A 21,084-nucleotide genomic window follows, 5' to 3' on the forward strand; every position below is an offset into this window, starting at 1 on the left:
CGTCTGTTCACTGAAACTTCAAATCAGCTGCAGGCTGAATCCAGCCAACAGCCGGAATGGGGCTCCCGCCGCTTCGCATGGCACTCATTTCTTGAAAGACCTTCAGAAAGTATTCATAACGATTGGCATCATTTAAGACGTAATCTAACCGCTCTTCATAATATGCTTTTTCATTTTCTCCCGACATGTAGTAGCCTTCCACAATTTCAAAATAATGAAGTGGGAACAGCAGGCGGCTGTATAACAAACGCTTTGAAAAGGAGGAAAGAGGTGTCACCTGTTCATATTGCTGTAGAAAGGAAAAGCCCTCTTCAATTAAATCCTCCTTATGCTGTACAAAGGTCTCTCTTAAATATTCGGCAAGATCACGGGTTGGATGATCAAAGACCCAATCCACAGGTAAACGCAGCGGCTGCTCATGCGGCCATGTCATACGTGAAAAGCGCTGATGACAGACAGTGCCTGAGTCACCTTCTTTCGGTTCATCATCAAGTTCAGTATCGACTAAATATTGAATGGCATTCTCCGTTAATCCAAGATAATACGGAAACGATTCAATGAATTTTTGTTCAAACCGTTCCAGCGGTTTTTGATGCATTTGCTGCATCCAAAAGCCTTCGAGCTGATCTAATCGTTTTGCCCATAATTCCTTCCAGGCACCGACACGTTTTGTTTCGGATACTTCATATGGGAATCCTCTTCCCCTGACATGGAAGGATGCCAGCTCTGACGCTTGCTGAAACGAGCGGCTTGAGAGCGGAGGCGCTGCTTTTAATAAAGCATACTGCTCCTTCCCATGAGTATAGGTGGGTTTCTCTTCATTTGTTAATTCAAACACAGCGACGTATGGGTCTCCAGCATTCAGTAAATACTGACTGATATGATACAACTCCGAGAGTTCTTCTTCTCGCAAATGAGACACAGGAACAATGAGGAAGAGAGCCTCCGCCGTTTGAAAGCTTTGATAACTGCCATATGGCGTAAATTGACGAACATCAATACCAAATGTGTGATAAATGGTTTCTTTCATGTTTTCACCTGCGTTCCTATGATCAATCTCTTATCATATCGTAGTCGCAGGTTGAGGGATTTATGAATACTATTTACTATCCGAAGCTTTTTACACGTCGTGGACAAATTACGAGGATTGGGTGAGGAATACATGCCGCATCATCATGAGATGAACGAAGTAGAAAAAACAGCAAGACGCCATTTACAAGAACGAGGCGTAACCATTCAAGATATAGCAGACCTTGTCTACTTTTTACAGGAAAAATATCATCCTGGCTTAGACATGACAGAGTGCATCCACAATGTGGAGCGTGTCATCGCAAAACGTGAAGTCCAAAATGCGATATTAACGGGTGTCGAACTAGACGTACTCGCCGAGCAAAAAAAACTGACTGAGCCGCTTCAATCAATACTTGAAACGGACGAGAGCCTGTATGGCGTTGATGAAATTTTATCCTTTGCTATCGTCAATATTTATGGTTCGATCGGCTTTACGAATTACGGATATATCGATAAAGAAAAACCAGGAATTCTGGGGAAACTCAACGATAAATCCACAGGCGAATGCCACACCTTTTTAGATGACATAGTCGGCGCTATTGCCGCCGCCGCATCAAGCAGGCTGGCACATAGTGCGAGAAATGCGGAATAAAGAAAAAGAGGACGCGCGCGTAACGCTTGTCCTCTTTTTCTATGATAATCGCTCAATCCACTCGGATAATGAATCAATGACATAGGTTGGCTGCTTTTCGTACTGCTGAAGCAGCTCTTTTGTTGTCACACCTGTGTGGACGAGTAATGTGTCCATTCCTGCATTCATTCCTGCCATAATATCCGTATCATAGTTATCCCCCACCATGAGCGTCTCAGACACATCTGTCCCAAGTACACGCATCGCTTGTTCCATAATAATGGATTCCGGCTTGCCGATAAATGTCGGCTGAACCGTTGTCGTCACGGTCAGTACAGATGTTAACGAGCCGTTCCCTGGCAAAAGCCCTCTTTCTGTTGGAATGGCAATATCCCCATTTGTTGAGACAAATTGTGCGCCTTGACGGATGGCAATCGCACCTACTGCTAATTTTTCATATGTAATGCCCCGATCAATTCCAACAACAACGAAATCTGCGTCTTCCTGACCAAACGTCAGCCCTTTTTCTTCAATGGCCTGCTTGATTCCTTCTTCACCGATCACGTAAACTGACGCATCTTTCTTTTGCTCAGCAATATAATTGGCCGTCGCCATACTTGTTGTAAAAACTTGTTCTTCTGTTGCTGGGATATCAAATGAAACGAGTTTTTCCGCTACCTGCTTTGGCGTACGTGATGAGTTATTCGTGACAAACAAATAAGGGATGTTCAACTCATTTAACTTTTGAACAAATTGACCTGCTTCTTCGATCTTTTCTGTTCCTTTATACATTGTCCCGTCTAAATCAATTAAATAGCCTTTGTATTTCATGATGCTCACAACTCCAATGGTTTATTTAAACGCTGATACTGGGCCAAGCTCCTGTTCCAAGTAGGTACGGATGCGGCTTGGAAAGACCTCTAGCGCCTGCTCTACTTCGCTGATCACCTGCAATAAGTCATGATGATTTACTTCCTGATATTGGTGCACAAGTGTTTTGCGGGATGAGACAAGCTTTTTCAGCTGACTTCCTTCTCCTTCTGGTACAACCTTTTCATCAACAAGTATATCCATGATGTCATCATAGCTTCCTGGATCACGCATAATAAAGCCATCAATCATGTCATTTCCGGTATCAAGAATACATTCGACGAGCAAATGAACAATTCGTTCCAGCGCTTTTTTTTCTAGAGGACTTGTCCATGTTTGATGACTCTGCATCAACTCATATTGCTCCTCGAAAAAACGTAATGTCTCTTCAATCTTTTTTCTGTCTACGAAATACATTATGACGCTCCCCTTTGCGTTATTTTCTGATTCGTTTTAAGACAAAATAGGCACAGCCAAAATTACAGTATTCATAAATGTATTCATCGAGTGTGCTGATTTTAGTATCAAATGTGGCCTTTTGGTTTTGGTCATCAAAGAACCCTTTCAGCCTGAGCTGATTATAGCCCCAGTCCCCCACAATATAATCATACTTATTTAAAATATCTGAGTACCTTGCTTTAAACGCTTCTTCATTAAAGCCGTCTTTGATCTCTCTTACAAGATCAAAGGTAGCATTCTGAACGACGATCATCTTCTCACCTCTTTTTAAACGATCCATCTTTAATGATAATTCATTGGAAGAACTCCATCAATTGCTAAAGCATGTTTTTTCCGATTTAGCCGAAGCTAAAGGAAAAAGGAGGTCACATTTATGAAGAAACAACTGACTGCCGCGATTCTCCTCAGCATGCTTTTAGGCGGGTGCGGCTTTCAATCAGGGATGAACCGGCAAATGGATGAAGATTCTTCAAGTAAAACCATCCGTCTGTCGGATCGTCATGAAGGAAATAATTCCAATATGCCAGAAGCAGATACAAACAGAGCAGGATATGTTCGTTATCAGCGCCAGCAAGTAACGGATCAGAAAGAAAGAACCCCTGCTTTAAATCGTGAGCATCTTGCCCACGTGATTACAAGTCTAACGGTGCAGCTGCCAAACATCAAAGATGCAGCCACACTTGTGACAGATGAGGATGCACTCATCGTGTATCGAACAGGAAACAAAAACCGTGATGAATCTGCCGATCAAGTAAAGAAAACGGCGGTTTCTGTTCTCCCTCGTTATTATCATGTATACGTCTCTGATAATCCAGAGCACTTTCAATCCATTGCCAATTTTTCACGTCTTCAAACCAATTCACGTGATTTTGACCAAATTTTAACCAAAACGATTCAGCAAATGAAGTATTCCCCTCAAGGCGGGAACATATCGAATCAAGAAGATGCAAATGGGATGACGAATTCAGACCGTACAATGAGAAGAAACGCCCCTTACGGCCAAAATTAATACGAGAAAAAACGCCAGAGAGCTCTGGCGTTTTCTTTGTTACGCTTGCGCCTGACGCTTTTTAGACGCTTCGTTTACTTGTTCATCTGCATGGTAGGAAGAGCGCACAAGCGGCCCAGCTTCACAGTGACTAAAGCCTTTTGACATCGCAATTTCCTTCAGCTCTGCAAACTCATCCGGATGGTAGTATTTTTGAACTTTCAAATGCTTTTTCGAAGGCTGTAAGTACTGGCCAATCGCCATAATATCCACGTTATTGGCAAGAAGATCATCCATGACTTCAATGATTTCTTCCTTCGTTTCACCAAGTCCAATCATAATGCTTGATTTTGTTGGAATATCGGGCTGCATTTCTTTTGCACGACGCAAGAATTCTAATGAACGATCATATGTAGCACGCGCACGAACTCTTGGCGTTAATCTGCGAACTGTTTCAATGTTGTGATTTAAAATGTCAGGACGAGTGTCCATTAACGTCTTCAAGTTATCATAATTACCGCCCATGTCTGAAGGGAGAACTTCAATGGTCGTGAATGGGCTTTTTCTTCTAATCGCACGAACGGTTTCAGCGAACACACCTGCGCCGCCATCCTTTTGGTCATCCCTTGCAACCGCTGTTATAACAGCGTGCTTTAAGTTCATTAAGGCTACTGAATCTGCCACGCGTTCTGGCTCTTGCAGGTCAAGCTCAGTTGGAAGTCCAGTTTTCACCGCACAGAAACGGCATGCGCGCGTACAAACAGATCCAAGGATCATAAATGTAGCGGTTCTTCTCACTGCCCAGCATTCATGAATATTCGGACATTTTGCTTCCTCACAAACGGTATGCAGGTTGTTTTCCCGCATCATTTTCTTCAAACCGGTATAGTTTTCATTCGTATTCAGCTTAATTTTAAGCCAGTCCGGTTTTCTTACGTGCTCTTCCTTCTTTGCCAATTCCATCATCTCCATATGAATTCGTTAAAGGTGCATCTAAAAAATCTTCCTGCTATATACGATGGATGCAGCCAAGAAGCTGCAAAAAATTGAATCTTCGGCCAAAAGCCTTTTCTTTAGACACTTTAACATAGTACAGATTGAACAACAAGGGAATGAGCTGCAAAAATACCCAAAAGCCTCCTAAAAAAACAGAAGAAAATTACTAACATTTTCTTCTTATGAAATAGAGTGTTCTAACCACACTAAACGGTAGAAGATGATGCTCGATGAAAGGAGATGGACGTTTGTGAAAGTGGTTTTAGCCATCATGATTGCTCTTTCAATGCTCCCTTTACCTGTTCATGCAAAAGGGACGGGCAAGCAGCCAGATGAATTGAAGCAAAGAATGGCCCTATATGAAAAAGTCTCCATCACAACTCAGGTTCCATGGTATGTACTTGCTGCAGTTGATCAGTATGAACACAATATTCGAAAAAGCAGAAGAGATTTACCGAAACAAAAAGGCGTCATTGGCATCTACATTCCCCGGGAAATGTGGATTGGACCAGAAAACCCGAATAAACAGGATACTTCTCCTTTAAGCATTAAAGTGTTTGATGGAATTGGTCTTGATGGGAATGGGGATGGCAAAGCAAGCAGCGATGACGATGAGGATGTATTATTCACTTTTGCACAATACTTGCTTCACTACGGCAGCAGCATTGATCAATTAAAAATTGGCTTATGGGACTATTATGGACGTGATCAAACCGTTGGAATCATTTCATCTTTTATGAAGCTATATAAGCACTACGGCCATCTTGATCTTGGAAAGCATGCTTTTCCTCTTCCGGTTGGAGCTGACTACAGCTACCGAAGTACATGGGGAGATGCAAGAGGGTTTGGAGGAAGGAGAATTCATGAGGGAACCGATTTATTTGCCCATTATGGACTTCCCGTTCGTGCGACATCGTATGGCGTGATTGAAATGAAAGGCTGGAACCGCTTTGGCGGCTGGCGGATAGGCATTCGAGATATTCATAATCATTATCATTACTTTGCTCACTTAAATGGCTTTGCGAAAGGACTCAAGACAGGTCAAATTGTTGAACCTGGCCAGGTAATTGGATCTGTCGGAAGCTCCGGTTACGGTCCTCCAGGCACTGCTGGAAAGTTTCCGCCGCATCTTCACTATGGCATGTACAAAGACAACGGCAGAACGGAATGGTCATTTGATCCATATCCTCATTTGAGGGCGTGGGAAAGAGCTGAACGGAAACGAAAGTAAATAACAGCCCAATCATTGTTGGGCTGTTATTCCTTTTTCTCCTTTTTCTCTGGGAGAACAATTGATGGAGCACCTGAGTTTGTTCCGCTGCCATTATAATAATCTGGTACGTCTCCTTGAACGGCTTGTATGGAGACAGGAACAGAGTTTTTCACTACGATTGTTTCAGAAGCAAATGGGATAATGACTCTTACCTTGACCTCGATCAGAACACTAATATCAATCAAGGCATTGTTGATGCCATAAGGCTTAATATTTTTTTCAACGTCCGTATGCGGATCACCAATCACACTAAAGCGTACAGGCACTTTGGGTCCGAGGTTGGCAATGAGTGCATTTCCGAATGCTTGCCCAAGCGGAATGTTATATATAATGCCGTCATGTCCATCTGTTTGATCCTTTAATGCTTCTTTTGCCTCTTTTTGAAAGTTCCCCTTTTCAATGTCCTCTAAATTTTTTTGAAGATGACGCGAGAGGTCAGCCATTGCTTTCGATGTTGCTTGCGCATTAAAATCGATGGTCGTCACTTTTCCGTTCTCACTTGTATTCATGACCACCATATCCTTCATATTCTCCTGATCGTCTGCAAAGTCTTGAACTGAATATTGTATGAGGTGATTGGCGATGCGCTCTGTTTCTAGTTCAGCAATGTGAATAAGGGTTGGTTTAATGGATCGGTTGATAAAAAATAAACTAATGACGGTTGAGAGCACAAAGAATAAGATCGCAAGCAGCATAACATAACGAAATGGCAAAGGGCCCTTCTTGTAGGGGCGATAACGGCGGTTCATTCTCAATAAAAAATCCCCCCTTCTCCATTACATGTGTATGCAGACAGGCGGGGGGATAGGAATCATCTCTCTATTTTATTTCACCATTTTTAATAATGCATCTCTTCCAATTGTTCCAGCTGAGATGCCCAGCGCTTCTGCGGCGTATGTCACAGATTCTAAAGGAGCAGCGAGCAATTGCTCAATGGTTCTTACACCCACTGCTCTTCCTGCAATAATTCCTCTATCTGCAAGCTTTTCATTCAAGAGCCCGACATCCAGTGCACCGCACATGATATACCCATGTTCATTTGTTACTGCCATGAAATTTGTCTTCGGCAGCTTGACGGTGACCGCTGTAAAGGAATGGCCATCAATTGTAATAGGTGTTAAATTCACCAAATCCCTTCACTCCTCTCATCACAATCTATGTGAAAAGAGGGCGCGTGTTGTTAGGCTGAAGCGGATTTCATGTTGCTTCCTTCAAGCGCCATGTCAGAACATCACGTAAAAATTCAGGCATAAAATATTCAATGTGTTCGTGATCACGGATATGAGGAAAAAGAGAGCCTAATGTATACATATCGACTGTGCCAACAGTATAGGAGGCGTCTTTTTTGATCAATTGACCATGTACAAAGACATCCTTCACCCGTTTTGCCTCGCCTTCTTCTAATGTATAGCTGAGGCCGCTATATAGCATTTTCCCCATCAGCTCACCTCTAAAGCCGAAGCCCTTGATGCGCAGCTGTTCCATTTTTTCTTCACAGCCCCGCTGAACTGTTTCGATGAGCTGTTGACCGGTAAGCGTCACCCGAATGGGATTAATGGGATGCGGACATATCCGGTGGATTTCTTCTCTTGTGACGATCCCTGCCTCTAATGAATCAAGCACCATACCTGCATTCATCATGCCAATATCTGCTCCGCACCAATCTTTAATGGCATCTGTTAAAAGCTGTGGAAGCGGAGAATCATCGAACCACTTCGTTTCTAGCTTCGACTCAATCGTTGTCACTTTTTCCTGCATGAGTGCTTTCGCTCTTCTTTCTGCCTGCTGCAAGGTGGTGATGGCTTCATCTGATTCACTGATGAGCTGATCCACTGACTGTACTGTCGCTTTTTTCTCTATCAGCTCTTTGCGCGCTGTATCGATCGTCAGCTCAACGCATCCGATATAATGCCCATACTTTTCAGCGCATGCAAGCAGCACACCATTGTCCATTTCACCTTGTTCTAACAGATGATGCGTGTGTGAACCTAGGATGATGTCGATTTCAGGGAAATCACGGGCGACCTCTCGATCATGGATGATACCGAGATGGGATAAAAGCACAATGACATCTGCCTGTCCTTTCACTTCCTGCAGCATGTCCCGTATGCTGTCAAACGGATCAGTAATGTTCCAGCCCAGCTTTTCATATACAGGTGTATACGCAATGGTCACGCCTAAGAGACAGAGCTTCAGTCCGTTTTCCATTGTGATCATATGATAAGGCTTTGCCCATGATGGCCTTTTGCCTTTCTCAAATAAATTAGACAGGACCACTGGAAATTGTGCATTCTCATACAAGTGATCCAGCTGATCATGGGGCAGCGTAATGCCTTCATTATTCCCGATTGTGACTCCATCATAGCCAAGCTGATTGAGGAGCGTGACGTTTACCTTTCCATAATCCGCTTCGGATACGAGGTTCACTCGATCCATATGGTCGCCAATATCAAACAAGAGCATCTGATCGTGAACTTGACGCTTTTCTTCAATATAAGCTGCAATTTTTGGCCAGTTCTCAAAGTGGCTGTGCAAGTCGTTTGTATGATATAACCATAGCTTCTGCAGCATGTTGATCTCTCCCTCAAGTTGTCACTGACCGTCTCATTCAGGTTGAAAGCTTCAGTCAGCTCTCGGTTAACTAAATAAATCTAACTGCTTCGGAGACAGGTTTGAATAGGTGATATCCAGCAAATCAATCATCTGCTGGCCATTTGCCGCTGCATCTCCGCCGGAGTTATTATTAAACACGACATAGACATCTTTCGATTGCTGATGCAGGATGTCGAGATTCTTTTTCCACTCTTTTAATTCAGCTTCATTATATAAATATAAGTATCTCACTTCACGCCAATTCTCATGGTCTGCCGGGTGAAGCCAGCCCTGTTTATTCCTCCCGTGAAATCGGACCAATGTTTTATCACGGTGTGTAGCTTGTATGACCGGCGGAATGGAGCCTTCTCCGACTTGCGGTTCATCACAGACGGAATGAATCCATCCTTCCTTTTCCATAAAGGACAAAGTCTGCTCATAAAATTCATCTGAAAACCATGTACGGTTTCGGAATTCGAGGGCACATGGAATGTCCCCCATCTTCTCCTTACACCATCTTAAATAGTGGACGTGCTCTTTTTTGCAATCAAACCAAGGTGGAAATTGAAAGAGCACCATGGCTAGTTTCCCTTCACGAATAAGCGGAGTCAGCGAAAGAATAAATGCATCAAACATTTCTTCCTTTGAAGCAAACGGAATCTCGCCCCTTTGATGTCCAGTCATTCCTTGATATGCTTTCACAACAAATTGAAAGTCATCTGGCGTATCCTTTATCCACTTTTCATGATTACGCTCAGGCTGAACCGCATAAAAGCTGGCATCCAGTTCCACAATCGGAAACGTTGACGCGTAGTGAAACAGCTTTTGCGCGCTGCCGATTCTCGGCGGATAAAGACTGTCATGATCTCCCCAGCCAGTTAATCCGATATAAATCATGTTTCTCACCTCTTGCCACTCTCATGTATAGACGGCTTCCTCATTCGAAGCCTTTGTTTCTTGTGATACCCATATTTTCTGAAAGAAATTCTTCTGTCTACAACATATCATATTTGCTCGTAATTCTGAATGAAGATGACTGGCGGCACGTGATTTTGTCCTGACGCTCTGTTTGTTTGTTATATTAATTGACAACTTTCTATCTAAAATGATTTTAGCTGATAACATAAAATGCATATCAGAGATGTTGACAGTGATTGTCCATTTTTTTATTCATCTTCACCAATAAAGGAGATTGAGTGGATATGAACATAGACGATAACCAGTTTGAAATTTTACAAAAAATGGCCAAAAAGATTCACAAGCCCATCTATTTGTTTAACCAGCATGGACGTATTCTCTATACCTCGCACCCCATGATCACAAGCTCAGAATGGATGCACATTCTCCCCTTTTTTCAAAGCAGGACAACTCATTCTTTTTCGATGATACATGCAAAACAAACCTTTTCCGTCTTTCCAATTGATCTAAACGAACAAACATGTGATTATCTGGTCATCCTTGCTTTCATTCAACCGCAGAATAAAACTTTGCATGGGATCATTGCAAAAGCAGTAAACGAAATGTTGATTGCACGCATGAGACAATATGCCGCCCTGCAAACGGCCAAGCGTGCTAGAAATGAGGGCTTTCGCAAATGGATAGAGAGGGCATCATCTTCCCAGCAAGATTCCTTACATTTCGCTCAGGCGTTTGGATTAAACGCCGAATGCCGCTATCTATGTATGATCTGTCAGCTTGACGAGCGCAGTGATACCACATGTTTTATGAAGCAGCAAATGGTTTTGGATCAAGTGGCTGATCTGCTCGAAAGTGCACTTCCAAGCTGCCCATTCCCTGCCTTTCTGTTTTTAAAAGGTGATATGGGTGTTGTATTGATGGAGGAGACTGGCAGTTGGCCGGAGGTCAGCGGCAGGCTCCACTCTTTTTTAAAACAGTTGCAGATGCTTGTTAAACTGCAAATGAATCATACTATTTCTTTTGGGGTGAGCTTGACAGGCTGCTTAATCCCCCATCTGTCTGAAGGCTACAATGAAGCATTAGAGGCTCTTCAAACAGGACATCTCTCATCGCGGACTGAATATATTCAATTTTATCAAGCAAAAGATGTGCCAGATTTACTAAGGCTCATTCCAAGAAAGGATATGATCACGTTTCACCAGCTGCACCTTCACCCGTTATCTGAACCATCACAAGTCGATCAAAGCCTTCTTCACACCTTATCTGTCTATTTAGAAACCCATTGCCACATTTCAGAAACAGCCAAACGCTTGTCCATTCATCGCAACACGGTCATTTATCGCCTCGAGAAGTGTGAAGAATTGCTTCGAATCAGCTTAAAAGATTCTGACGCAACATTGCGGCTGCGCTTAGCCTTCCGTATTCAAATGTATCTCTCATCCCATCCTGATTGAATTTTTTCTTCTCAAACATCATATAGTTTGGAGGAGAAAAATGAGACTTGAGGAGGGATGATAAATGGATGATGAGCTCCGTCACATCCCGCAGCCCATTCGAAAGGATGGCGCGGGTGCCACCGACTTAGGCCCGCGCGATGTCCTTCGAGATATAGAGAACCCAGATATGCTCGTTCCCCCTAAAACCGATGCCGGAACAATCCCAAATTTAAAATTTTCATTTTCTGATACACACATGCATTTGAATCACGGCGGCTGGTCAAGGGAAATTACAAAGCGGGAGCTGCCTGTTTCAACAACGATTGCAGGTGTCAACATGCGGCTCACACGCGGAGGTGTTCGTGAGCTTCATTGGCATAAGCAGGCGGAATGGGCGTATATGATTTTAGGCAAAGCCCGCATCACATCTGTAGATGCAGAAGGGCGAAATATGATCGCTGATCTAGAAGAAGGCGATTTGTGGTATTTTCCACCTGGTATCCCGCACTCCATTCAAGGACTTGAGGATGGTTGTGAGTTCCTTCTTGTATTTGATGATGGCGATTTTTCTGAATTTGATACTTTCACGATCACAGACTGGTTTGCCCATACACCGAAAGAGATTCTCTCCGCCAATTTTGGAGTTCCGAGGAAATTGTTTGACCATATTCCGAATAAGCAGCGCTATATGTTTCAAGGCTCGCCGCCGTCATCCTTAGAAAGCCAAACGGTATCTGATCCATACGGGAGCATTAAGCCGCCATTTACGCACCAGCTCCTTCGTCAAAACCCGATAACGACCTCTGGCGGAACCGTCCGAATTGTCGATTCACGGAATTTCCCGATTTCAAAAACGATTGCGGCTGCACTTGTTGAAGTAAAACCTGGCGGCATGAGAGAAATGCACTGGCACCCTAATAATGATGAGTGGCAATACTATTTAACAGGTACAGCTAAAATGACGGTCTTTGGAGCAGGAGGTACTGCCCGCACCTTTAATTACAGAGCAGGTGATGTTGGATATGTTCCTTTTGGCATGGGGCATTACATCCAAAATATCGGCCAAACGAGCCTTTGGTTTTTAGAGATTTTTAAAAGTGACCGGTTTGCAGATATTTCGTTGAATCAGTGGATGGCTTTAACCCCGCCTCAATTAGTGAAAGAGCATTTACACGTAGATGAAGCGATGATTCGTGCGCTTCATAAAGAAAAATCACCTGTCGTGAAATATGAGAGATGATACCCTTCAAAAAAAACCGATCAATCCATCCTGATCGGTTTTTATCAGCAAATTTTAAGAAGCTGCCGAAACATGCTGCACTTTTTTCCCCCACACGATGGATGCAGCGAAGCTTACGCAAAGCACCAGTGTTCCAAACATAAAAGGAAACTCAATATTCACATCAAATAATATACCCGCAAGACTCGGTCCGACGATATTGGCAAGGCTCATAAAGGATGTATTGAGACCGCCTGCTACCCCTTGCTGATTGCCTGCCATCTTGGACAGCAATGTATTGAGGGCTGGACGGACAAATGACGTAGCCGATAAAAATAAAATCGAACCCGTAAAAATCAACCAAAAGGACGGTGCAAAACGGCAGACGATCAGCATGAAAGCCGCACCTAACAGCGCATAACGGACGACTCTCATCTCCCCAAATCGTTTCACACAGGCATTCACTAACGCTCCCTGGACAAGCACTCCGGCAAGTCCTGCCACCGTAATCACAAACGCAATATCCTTCGGTGAAAATCCGTGTTTTTGATCTACATATAAACCAAAAATCGATTCAAAATGAATGATTCCGAAATTGAGGACAAAGGCCAATATAAACAAAAAACCGTACGATGTCCTTAGACCCTCGATCATTTGCACAAAAGGATTAAAATGAATATGCTTGTTGAGCCGCGCCTCTTCCTGTTTTTCCTTTGTTAATGTTTCAGGTAAAAAGAGGATGGATAACAAAGTAGAAAGAGCGGCAAAGGAACCGGCAATGAGAAAAGGAAATGCGATCCCATACTCAACCAAATAGCCGCCTACGCCCGGCCCAATGACAAAACCTAGTGTCATCGCTGCACTAAATAGACCCATACCTTTCCCTCGGTCCTTTTCACTTGTAATATCAGCAATGTATGCAAACATGGCCGGCATGAGCAAAGCCCCGGCAGCACCACCTAAAAACCGAGACACAAACAGCATCCAAAGCTGATCAGCAAAAGCAAAAATAAACTGAGCAATCGTAAAGCCGGCAATCCCGGCAATGATCAATTTCCTTCGTCCAAATCGATCGGTCAGTGCCCCGGCAACCGGCGATAACGCAAATTGTGTAAAACCTGTTGCAGCGACAAGAAAACCGAGTGTTTTTCCTGTTGCACCAAAGGCTTCGATGTAACTCGGCATAACAGGTACAATGAGGCCAAAGCCAAGCATGGCAATAAAAATATTGAGCATCAAAATGTATAATCTGCCCATCTTCTTCATACAAAAAACCTCTTTCTGCAAATAAATGAAAATGATTACAAAAATATCGAGAACTTCTCCAGTATAGCGATAACCTTATCTATAAGTCTAGTTTTTCAAAAAATAGTGTTCTTTTCCAAATAAAAAATACCCACCAATGGCGAGTATGTTGGATCTCGTTATTCAGCTTGTTCATAGATAGTAAGAGCCGCCTGAAGCCCTGCTCCGCAATGGATAGACGCCCCGTGTTTGATGAGAATCGCTTCCAGCCCTGCTAGCACAAACAGCACATTTTCCTTTCGGCAGCTGTAGCCCATTGTCCCAATTCTCCATATACGGCCGGCAAGCGGTCCAAAGGAGCTTGCAATCTCAATCCCAAAATGATGAAGCAGGTCGGCACGGACCGCTTCTCCGTCAATACCACTTGGAATGACAATACAGGTCACAACCGGCATTTTACAATCTGGATCACCAAACAATTCAAGCCCCATTGCTTCAAGACCTTTCATCAAGGCTTTCTCATGATACGTGTGCCTTTGAAAACGTTCAGACAGCCCTTCTTCCAGCACAAGACGAACCCCTTCTCGCAGTGCATAGAGCATCGTTGTCGCTTCTGTATGATGATTTAATCGTCTTGGGCTCCAATAATCCTGAAGCTGGCTTAAATCAAAATAATTGCTTTTGATTGGAGAAATGTCGATTTGTTTTTGTAATTCATCCTGTGTCGCAATGCCTTTTTCTACTTTCTTTCTTGATTCAACGACAGCTGCGACTCGGTCATTATACGTAATAGGTGACATGCCTGATGGAACAGATAAACATTTCTGCGTGCCGCCAATCGCCGCATCAATTTTCCATTCATCCACTTTTACCTCGACACCGCCAATGGTCGCCACAGCGTCTACAATGAACAGCATATCAAGAGCCCGGCATGCTTCACCGATTTGCTTGAGCGGCTGCAATCGTCCGGTGGATGTTTCACCATGAACCATGGCAACGATTTTAGGCTTGACCCGCTTTATTTCTTTGATGATGTCGTCAGGATCAAAAACCGCCCCCCATTCACATTCCATTGTATGTACCTCAGCACCGTAGCGCTGCCCTATTTCAATGAGCAGGTGACCGAAGCGGCCAAAGACAGGTACAAGCATTGAATCTCCCGGCTCAATCACACTGGCGAGCACAGCTTCAAGCCCTGAACGGGACGTACCGTCAATTGGATAAGCCCATCTGTTTTCTGTTTGAAAAAGTGACCGCAATAAAGTCATTGTTTCATTCATCATGTGTGTAAATGCTGGATCAAATTGACCGAGAATTGGCGTGCTCATCACACGGAGCACTCTCGGATCTACTTCAACGGGTCCCGGTGTCATAATCGTTCTTGAAGGTGTTTGCAGTTCTTTCACGTGATCCATCCTCTCCCTTGCTGTCCATCCTTATAAGCCCACTTATACAGGAATACGCCTAAAATAGCAATCTCTTTTCCTATGAACTTATTACATAACATTTACGAGAAATCCATTTATTTCTTCAAGGCAATATGATAGAAATAAAGAGAATACATTCCCTATCAAGGAGGAAATCGAATGAAAAGAACTTTATTTGGAACTGTGGCCGCCGGAATCATGATATTCGGCACATTCGCCGCCCCGCTGCCTCCAGCTGCAAATGCTCAAGGTTTCAATCTGAGTGAACCTAGTCAAACGATCACCTTTTCCCCGTTACAGCTTCAAAACGAAACATCTGCACAACAAACGCAAACTGCCGCCACAAGTCAAATCGATTCCTATTACCAATCTGCTGCTGGCAAATCAGGACCCGCTCTTAAGAAGGCTTTACACGATATCATCGATGATCATACGCAGCTATCCTACAGCCAGGTGTGGGAGGCCTTAAAGAAAACAGATGAAGACCCCAATAACCCAAACAATGTGCTGCTGCTTTATAGTGGTGTCTCCCGTTCAAAGCAGTCGAATGGCGGAAATGTGGGTCAGTGGAACCGGGAGCATGTCTGGGCCAAGTCTCACGGCAATTTCGGGACAAGCCAAGGACCTGGGACAGATCTCCACCACCTTCGTGCGGCAGATGTGCAAACGAACAGCACACGCGGAAATTTAGATTTTGACACGGGTGGTAATGAATACAAAGGTGCACCGGGCAATTTCTACGACAGCGACTCATTCGAACCTCACAGCCGGGTCAAAGGAGATGTTGCGAGAATGCTCTTTTATATGGCGGCTCGCTACGAGGGTGATGACCGCTTTCCAGATTTAGAATTGAACGACAAAGTAAATAATGGAAGCTCTCCTCTTCACGGCAAAATGTCTGTACTTCTCAAATGGCACAAGCAGGACCCAGTCGATCAAATCGAACGGAACCGCAATGAGATCATATATCAAACGTATCAGCACAATCGCAACCCTTTTATTGATCACCCTGAATGGGCAAGTGAGATTTGGGAATAAAAAAAGGGCACTGCTACGAGCAAGCAGTGCCTTTCTTTTTTTCAAGCGGACAAACAAGACAATAATCGAGACTCTCCGATTTTTTCTCTAGCTGATAATACATACAGCAGGTCTTCCGGTTGGATGTTTCAAGTAAACTGTCGTCTAGGTTTAGGCTGTGCTGAAATGGATTTTGCTGAGCTCCAAAAACATCTCCAGCCGCCTGCTTCAGATACAGATAATCCTCCCGCACGCGCTGCTTCACCGCAGGCTCTTCCGCTTCCCGCATCATGCTTCGATAAAGAGAGTTGATTCGAACCGCTACATTTTCCCATAAAATACGATAAGAGAGTTTTGTGGTGCGGTTCAGCACGTCTAAAAGAGGCGTGACACACTCCGTAAACAATTCACGCACGACCTTCTCTCTCCATTCATGCCGCTCTCCTTCTAGTGGAACAAACGAACACGACGCCTCATCTATTTCAATTTTTCGATCCTCTCTAAATGCACATGCTGCTGGTGGAAACTGATAGACACCGTCATACAGCGTCATTAAGTATAAAGAGGAACTGACAGCTAAGTAGGCGTAGCGCTTTGAAAACATAGAGGCTGCTACCGCAAGATTCGGTGCATACATCGCTTCCTTTTCAGCTTCTAATAAACGTATGACGGCTGCTTCTGAAAAAAGCGCAGCAAGTGTGCGATCAGATGTCATAGGTCCATTTGTGATGTGTACCCCAAAATCAAGTAATTCTCTCTCAACCCACTCTGGCCTCATATCAAAACCCCCATCTTCTGTTTATCGATTACGCTGTTGATATAACAAATAAATAAAGAACGGTGCACCAATAGCTGCCGTAAATACACCTGCTGGAACATCTAACGGTAGAAATGCGGTTCTAGCCACAAGATCAGCCAGCATCACGAGAATACTTCCAACTAGCGCAGATGCTGGAACAAGCGCTATGAATGAACGTCCAATGATCATCCGTGCAACGTGCGGCGCCATGAGTCCAACAAATTCAATGCCGCCTGCAAATGCGACTGCAACACCAGCCAATGTCACACTCATCAGGAGAAAGAATAATCGTTTCGCCTGCACTTTTACCCCGAGACCTGTTGCAAGATCATCGCCAAGTTCTTTTACATTCATCGTTCTTGCTAAAACCATGACAATCGGTAAAATGATCATCACCCAAGGAAGCATCGCAGTGACGTCTTTCATCGTAGAACCATATAAGCTCCCCGTCAGCCAGATGTAAGACTTGGTCGTTGTCATCGTATCACTAAGAACAAGCGTAAACGTCACACATGCCTTCATAATGGCAGAAATCCCAATTCCCATTAGAACAAGTGTGATCGGCTTGACCCCTTTTTTCCATGAAAGCAAATAGATCAGACTCGATACCGCAAAAGCACCTGCAATCGCCCATAAGGATTGATAAGCAATAGGCACAGTGCCCATCCAAAAGACGATGAACATAATCGCACCAAACGAAGCACCACTTGTAATTCCAATGATATCAGGTGATGCCAGCGGGTTGCGGATCAACCCTTGCAAAATAAGCCCTGATACCGCAAGTGCGGATCCAACTAAGACAGCCAGCAGCGTTCGTGGAATCCTCAGTGTATTTAACACAAAGGAATTCCCCTCTCCCTGACCGATTAAATGAAGCAGCACATCGACCGGCTGAATGAACCGGCTTCCCATACTGAGACTGAGAATAAATAAGCCAAAGGCAATGGCCGTCAATAAAAGTAAAATCAAAAACGTCCGCTTTGAAAATTGAAATGAAATGCGCCCGCCTTTAGAACGCACTGTATATGTTTTAGCCACCTGTCTTCAACCCCTTGCGCACGAGATAAACAAATAGAGGCGCTCCTGCTACCGCCGTCATGACACCAATCGGCACTTCCTGCGGCATGATCAGAAAACGAGCCGCCAAATCCGCGGCAAGTAAAAGAGACGCCCCCACAACGGCACAATACGGCAGTACCCAGCGGTGGTCAGGCCCGACGAGCTTTTTCACAATATGCGGCACAAGAAAACCAACAAAACCAATTGAACCAGCAACAGCGACGGAACCACCTGCTAAAAAGACAACGAGTACACCCATCGTGATTTTCAGCAGCAGTGTACGCTGGCCAAGTCCTTTGGCAATATCATCTCCCGACAAAAGAACATTAATAGAACGTCCTAGAAGCAGCGCCACAATAGTCGCACCTAAAATATAAGGCAAAACAGGGATTAACATATCAATGCTTCTTCCAGACACTGACCCAGCCATCCAGAACAAAATGCTTTGAATCGACTGTTCATTCACGATTAAAAGACCTTGTGTAAAAGACGCAAACAGTGCAGATATCGCCGCACCTGCAAGGACTATTTTAACCGGTGTCAATCCATCTCTTCCAATAGAACCCAATAGAAAAACGAGCATCCCTGCAATCGCTGCGCCTAGAAAGGCTGTCCACATATAGCTTGTTAACGACTCTGTTGAAAAGAAAACAATCGAAATCACGATAAAAAATAGTCCACCTGCATTAATTCCTAATAAATCAGGCGCCGCAAGCGGATTTCTTGTCAATGCCTGCATGAGTGCACCTGAAATCGCCAGGCTTGAGCCAACGACCGTTGCAATTAAAGCTCTTGATAATCTGGATGTCATGACAATGACACTGTTTGGATCCGATTCATCAAATTGAAGAAAAGCATGGATGGTGGCTTTGAGGGAAATTGAGGTTTGCCCAAGGGAAATACTGAGCATAAAAAAGACCAACATCAACACAATGAATCCAGCAAAAAGCAGTGCCTTGCTTGAATCCTTTTTTATTAAACTTCTCATCTGATTCCCGCTTTCAATCTGTTATGGAAAAAAGGAGAAAATGGTATATTCACATTTTCTCCTCTGTTACGACTTATTTATCAATTCCTAAACGATCGTAAATATCATCAAGCATCATGTTTGCAGCGATAATACCGCCGCCCATGTTCCAAGTGATTTCATCTACTTTATGCACTTGTTTCGCTTTCACTGCGTCAAGCTGCTTCCATAAGGGATGACTCGTCCACTCTTTATATGCTTTTTCAACCGCTTTATCCTTTTCATCCATAAAGTAATAGATCACATCTGCATCCATTTGCGGAATGCTCTCTTTGTCTGTCAGTGTAATGATGTCTTGCTTTTTATCTTTGACATTCTTAGGTCCTTCAAAGCCTAGCTCTGTTAAAATGGATCCTGCGAAACCAGTTTGATAGATTCTAGCATGATCTGCACGGAAGTTCACCACAGATACACTCATCGGCCAGTTTTTGATGTCTTTTTTCGCTTTTTCTTTGAAATCAGCGACGCGGTCATCCCACTTTGTCAGCAATTCTTTTGATTTGTCTTCCTGGTTTAACGCTTCACCCATCAACTTCACTGTATCTTTAAATGTGAACACAGTTTCAGTTGCAACAGTTGGAGCGATTTCTTTCAGCTGATCAAAAATTTGCTCGTGGCGGATTTTCGATGCAATGATCAAATCAGGCTTGAGCTTTTCAATTTCCTCTAAGTTTGGCTGTGTTTCCTGCCCAACAATTTTAACATCCTTTAAGTCATTTCTTAAATATTTATACGTAGGTGCTTCAAGCCATGATTCAACAACACCTACTGGTTTAATGCCCATAGCGACTGCTGCATCCGTTGCTCCTTGGTACAGTGTCACCACACGTTTAGGCGATCCTTTAATTTCAGTTGAACCGATAGCGCTTTCAACGGTTCTTGTTTTCTCTTTACTATCTGACTTGCCGTTACTGCTATTGCTGCCGCAAGCTGCAAGTAAAACGATGGAGAGCACAACTAATAGCGACCAAAAAGATTTCTTGAACATGTACCTCACCTATCCATTCTATATGTAGTCATATCGTTTGATAACGATTCTCATTATCACACTATGATTTTATCATAGAAAAGGATGGTGTCAATGTAAATTTTTAAGAAAATGGGAGAGTATTGACTAGTTATTCATACTAAATAGAAGGATTCCACATCTGGATGGTCCTGCCAATCTGTTTTCCTGCTTCTAGTAAAACTGACAAATGGGTATGTCCTTCAAGCACTTGATAGACTGATTGTTTTTTGATCGGTTCCTTTGGCAGTTCATGATAAGGGAGAAATGTCTCGACGTCATACAGCTCATCCTTGCTGCCTACAAACATGCCATACGGCCGATCCATCTTCGCAAATTGGTTTTTAGGTGCAGATGGGGTTAAGGCAAGAGATAGAGTGACAGTGATGGTCGTCAATAGAAGTGGATCCTGCTCGACCACCCATGCAGGATAGTGAAAACGTACGGCTTCAGAATGACTCATCAGCACCCCTTTTGTCATCGCAGACAGAACGAACTTCCATACTTGAACAGTGGCAAAAGGGATTTGATCAGCCCTTGCAGTGCCTGACTTATAGCCAAATTCAGGTGCAATAAAAAAGTAACCATCTACTTCTCTTTTTTTTGGCCAAGACAAGTAGTTAAGCAGCAGGCCCGCTCCCGAAGAATGACCACAAAGGTAGATGGCACCTTTCTGATCCTGTTTAATGGCATCCACAACCTGCGAGACATCCTTCCATACATCCGTGACACGAGGTGTATCACCCTTTTTTCCTTGAGAATGGCCATGGCCTCTTAGATTAAGTAAAAATACATTTACGTGAAAATCATGTTGCAGTGTGTAAGCGATATGCTCATAACCAGCCAAACTATGAGCACCACCGCCATGAATCAAGATCACATTGGCCTGGGTCTTCTTTTCTGATAAAAATGGATAATACGCAAGGCTTGTACCATCATGTGATGAAATGAATTGTCTTTCTGGAATATGTACAGGGGCTGCCTGCTGCATACTTGTAAACGAGAATGGTTCGTTCTTGGCATGTGTCAATTGATATCGCTCCTTCAGCCAGAAATGAGAAAGACTGAGCCGAGTAAGTTATCTTATTTCCTGTATCCTATTCATTCGTAT

22 protein-coding genes are annotated in these 21,084 nt (G+C 43.7%); 6 read left to right on the plus strand and 16 right to left on the minus strand.

The features are described 5' to 3' along the window. Positions 1-7 precede the first annotated feature (7 nt). Positions 8-1,030 (minus strand): spore coat putative kinase YutH, encoded by a 1,023-nt coding sequence (gene yutH / locus M1D81_RS15400; protein ID WP_456266450.1) that lies wholly within the window; start codon positions 1,028-1,030, stop codon positions 8-10. 132 nt (positions 1,031-1,162) lie between these two features. Between yutH and M1D81_RS15405 the strand changes: the two genes are divergently transcribed. Further along, on the plus strand, positions 1,163-1,663 hold the full coding sequence (locus M1D81_RS15405; RefSeq protein ID WP_456266449.1) for a phosphatidylglycerophosphatase A family protein: 501 nt from the start codon (positions 1,163-1,165) through the stop codon (positions 1,661-1,663). Positions 1,664-1,702: 39 nt separating this feature from the next. On the opposite strand, the gene M1D81_RS15410 is transcribed toward M1D81_RS15405, so the two are convergent. The 3 genes from M1D81_RS15410 to M1D81_RS15420 are packed head-to-tail and all read right to left on the minus strand — an operon-like array spanning position 1,703 to position 3,224. Next, complete coding sequence (locus tag M1D81_RS15410; protein WP_099663641.1) at positions 1,703-2,476, minus strand: TIGR01457 family HAD-type hydrolase; 774 nt, start codon at positions 2,474-2,476, stop codon at positions 1,703-1,705. Positions 2,477-2,494: 18 nt separating this feature from the next. Next, entirely contained in the window at positions 2,495-2,929 is a 435-nt protein-coding gene (locus M1D81_RS15415; RefSeq protein ID WP_456266448.1) for a DUF86 domain-containing protein, read from the minus strand. A gap of 19 nt (positions 2,930-2,948) precedes the next feature. Continuing rightward, positions 2,949-3,224, minus strand: a complete 276-nt coding sequence (locus M1D81_RS15420; protein ID WP_087978078.1) for a YutD family protein — start codon at positions 3,222-3,224, stop codon at positions 2,949-2,951. A 120-nt stretch (positions 3,225-3,344) separates the two neighbouring features. On the opposite strand from M1D81_RS15420, the gene M1D81_RS15425 reads away from it, so the two are divergent. Continuing rightward, positions 3,345-3,980, plus strand: coding sequence for a YhcN/YlaJ family sporulation lipoprotein (locus M1D81_RS15425; protein WP_456266447.1), 636 nt, complete (start codon positions 3,345-3,347; stop codon positions 3,978-3,980). Between the two features lie 39 nt (positions 3,981-4,019). Here M1D81_RS15425 and lipA read toward each other — a convergent pair whose 3' ends face one another. Beyond that, the gene (gene lipA, locus M1D81_RS15430) at positions 4,020-4,916 is read right to left on the minus strand and encodes a lipoyl synthase (RefSeq protein ID WP_008360456.1); all 897 of its coding nucleotides are present in this window, start codon (positions 4,914-4,916) and stop codon (positions 4,020-4,022) included. Between the two features lie 325 nt (positions 4,917-5,241). On the opposite strand from lipA, the gene M1D81_RS15435 reads away from it, so the two are divergent. Then, positions 5,242-6,186 (plus strand): M23 family metallopeptidase, encoded by a 945-nt coding sequence (locus tag M1D81_RS15435; protein ID WP_229137106.1) that lies wholly within the window; start codon positions 5,242-5,244, stop codon positions 6,184-6,186. A gap of 26 nt (positions 6,187-6,212) precedes the next feature. Here the strand turns inward: M1D81_RS15435 and yunB are convergent, their stop codons facing one another. The 4 genes from yunB to M1D81_RS15455 form a co-directional block, all read right to left on the minus strand. Beyond that, positions 6,213-6,977 carry a sporulation protein YunB gene (gene yunB / locus M1D81_RS15440; protein WP_456267101.1) on the minus strand — a complete coding sequence of 255 codons (765 nt, stop codon included), beginning with the start codon at positions 6,975-6,977 and terminating at the stop codon, positions 6,213-6,215. Positions 6,978-7,052: 75 nt separating this feature from the next. Continuing rightward, complete coding sequence (locus tag M1D81_RS15445; protein ID WP_456266446.1) at positions 7,053-7,358, minus strand: YunC family protein; 306 nt, start codon at positions 7,356-7,358, stop codon at positions 7,053-7,055. A gap of 67 nt (positions 7,359-7,425) precedes the next feature. Then, the gene (locus M1D81_RS15450) at positions 7,426-8,799 is read right to left on the minus strand and encodes a bifunctional metallophosphatase/5'-nucleotidase (RefSeq protein WP_456266445.1); all 1,374 of its coding nucleotides are present in this window, start codon (positions 8,797-8,799) and stop codon (positions 7,426-7,428) included. A 66-nt stretch (positions 8,800-8,865) separates the two neighbouring features. Further along, a complete protein-coding gene (locus tag M1D81_RS15455; RefSeq protein ID WP_024423374.1) occupies positions 8,866-9,717 on the minus strand; it encodes a DUF72 domain-containing protein in 852 nt (283 codons plus the stop codon). Positions 9,718-10,022: 305 nt separating this feature from the next. Here M1D81_RS15455 and M1D81_RS15460 point away from each other — a divergent pair, with 305 nt between their 5' ends. Further along, entirely contained in the window at positions 10,023-11,192 is a 1,170-nt protein-coding gene (locus M1D81_RS15460) for a PucR family transcriptional regulator (protein WP_456266444.1), read from the plus strand. 64 nt (positions 11,193-11,256) lie between these two features. Further along, the gene (locus M1D81_RS15465) at positions 11,257-12,414 is read left to right on the plus strand and encodes an oxalate decarboxylase family bicupin (RefSeq protein WP_024425983.1); all 1,158 of its coding nucleotides are present in this window, start codon (positions 11,257-11,259) and stop codon (positions 12,412-12,414) included. 54 nt (positions 12,415-12,468) lie between these two features. Here M1D81_RS15465 and M1D81_RS15470 read toward each other — a convergent pair whose 3' ends face one another. Continuing rightward, positions 12,469-13,659, minus strand: coding sequence for an MFS transporter (locus M1D81_RS15470; RefSeq protein ID WP_456266443.1), 1,191 nt, complete (start codon positions 13,657-13,659; stop codon positions 12,469-12,471). Between the two features lie 158 nt (positions 13,660-13,817). Beyond that, positions 13,818-15,053 carry a pyridoxal-phosphate-dependent aminotransferase family protein gene (locus tag M1D81_RS15475; protein WP_456266442.1) on the minus strand — a complete coding sequence of 412 codons (1,236 nt, stop codon included), beginning with the start codon at positions 15,051-15,053 and terminating at the stop codon, positions 13,818-13,820. 171 nt (positions 15,054-15,224) lie between these two features. On the opposite strand from M1D81_RS15475, the gene M1D81_RS15480 reads away from it, so the two are divergent. Next, positions 15,225-16,103, plus strand: coding sequence for an endonuclease I family protein (locus tag M1D81_RS15480; protein ID WP_456266441.1), 879 nt, complete (start codon positions 15,225-15,227; stop codon positions 16,101-16,103). 13 nt (positions 16,104-16,116) lie between these two features. Here the strand turns inward: M1D81_RS15480 and M1D81_RS15485 are convergent, their stop codons facing one another. The 5 genes from M1D81_RS15485 to M1D81_RS15505 form a co-directional block, all read right to left on the minus strand. Further along, positions 16,117-16,860 (minus strand): IucA/IucC family C-terminal-domain containing protein, encoded by a 744-nt coding sequence (locus M1D81_RS15485; RefSeq protein ID WP_456266440.1) that lies wholly within the window; start codon positions 16,858-16,860, stop codon positions 16,117-16,119. A 21-nt stretch (positions 16,861-16,881) separates the two neighbouring features. Beyond that, positions 16,882-17,919 (minus strand): FecCD family ABC transporter permease, encoded by a 1,038-nt coding sequence (locus tag M1D81_RS15490; protein ID WP_024425988.1) that lies wholly within the window; start codon positions 17,917-17,919, stop codon positions 16,882-16,884. Continuing rightward, positions 17,912-18,928: a FecCD family ABC transporter permease gene (locus tag M1D81_RS15495; protein WP_024425989.1), complete on the minus strand. Its 1,017-nt coding sequence runs from the start codon at positions 18,926-18,928 to the stop codon at positions 17,912-17,914. The genes M1D81_RS15490 and M1D81_RS15495 overlap by 8 nt, the downstream gene beginning before the upstream one ends. A 73-nt stretch (positions 18,929-19,001) precedes the next feature. Then, positions 19,002-19,955: an ABC transporter substrate-binding protein gene (locus M1D81_RS15500; protein ID WP_024423382.1), complete on the minus strand. Its 954-nt coding sequence runs from the start codon at positions 19,953-19,955 to the stop codon at positions 19,002-19,004. A 139-nt stretch (positions 19,956-20,094) separates the two neighbouring features. Continuing rightward, positions 20,095-21,003 (minus strand): alpha/beta hydrolase, encoded by a 909-nt coding sequence (locus M1D81_RS15505; protein ID WP_456266439.1) that lies wholly within the window; start codon positions 21,001-21,003, stop codon positions 20,095-20,097. Between the last annotated feature and the right edge of the window lie 81 nt (positions 21,004-21,084).

The sequence above is a fragment of the Bacillus sp. JZ105 genome (genome assembly GCF_053903125.1).

Bases quoted from the DNA above. Each gene is read 5' to 3' on its own strand.
- yutH (WP_456266450.1), bottom strand. From the start codon at position 1,030: ATGAAAGAAACCATTTATCACACATTTGGTATTGATGTTCGTCAATTT.
- M1D81_RS15405 (WP_456266449.1), top strand. From the start codon at position 1,163: ATGCCGCATCATCATGAGATGAACGAAGTAGAAAAAACAGCAAGACGC.
- M1D81_RS15415 (WP_456266448.1), bottom strand. From the start codon at position 2,929: ATGTATTTCGTAGACAGAAAAAAGATTGAAGAGACATTACGTTTTTTC.
- M1D81_RS15420 (WP_087978078.1), bottom strand. From the start codon at position 3,224: ATGATCGTCGTTCAGAATGCTACCTTTGATCTTGTAAGAGAGATCAAA.
- M1D81_RS15425 (WP_456266447.1), top strand. From the start codon at position 3,345: ATGAAGAAACAACTGACTGCCGCGATTCTCCTCAGCATGCTTTTAGGC.
- M1D81_RS15435 (WP_229137106.1), top strand. From the start codon at position 5,242: ATGCTCCCTTTACCTGTTCATGCAAAAGGGACGGGCAAGCAGCCAGAT.
- yunB (WP_456267101.1), bottom strand. From the start codon at position 6,977: ATGAACCGCCGTTATCGCCCCTACAAGAAGGGCCCTTTGCCATTTCGT.
- M1D81_RS15450 (WP_456266445.1), bottom strand. From the start codon at position 8,799: ATGCTGCAGAAGCTATGGTTATATCATACAAACGACTTGCACAGCCAC.
- M1D81_RS15455 (WP_024423374.1), bottom strand. From the start codon at position 9,717: ATGATTTATATCGGATTAACTGGCTGGGGAGATCATGACAGTCTTTAT.
- M1D81_RS15460 (WP_456266444.1), top strand. From the start codon at position 10,023: ATGAACATAGACGATAACCAGTTTGAAATTTTACAAAAAATGGCCAAA.
- M1D81_RS15465 (WP_024425983.1), top strand. From the start codon at position 11,257: ATGGATGATGAGCTCCGTCACATCCCGCAGCCCATTCGAAAGGATGGC.
- M1D81_RS15470 (WP_456266443.1), bottom strand. From the start codon at position 13,659: ATGAAGAAGATGGGCAGATTATACATTTTGATGCTCAATATTTTTATT.
- M1D81_RS15475 (WP_456266442.1), bottom strand. From the start codon at position 15,053: ATGGATCACGTGAAAGAACTGCAAACACCTTCAAGAACGATTATGACA.
- M1D81_RS15480 (WP_456266441.1), top strand. From the start codon at position 15,225: ATGAAAAGAACTTTATTTGGAACTGTGGCCGCCGGAATCATGATATTC.
- M1D81_RS15485 (WP_456266440.1), bottom strand. From the start codon at position 16,860: ATGAGGCCAGAGTGGGTTGAGAGAGAATTACTTGATTTTGGGGTACAC.
- M1D81_RS15495 (WP_024425989.1), bottom strand. From the start codon at position 18,928: ATGAGAAGTTTAATAAAAAAGGATTCAAGCAAGGCACTGCTTTTTGCT.
- M1D81_RS15500 (WP_024423382.1), bottom strand. From the start codon at position 19,955: ATGTTCAAGAAATCTTTTTGGTCGCTATTAGTTGTGCTCTCCATCGTT.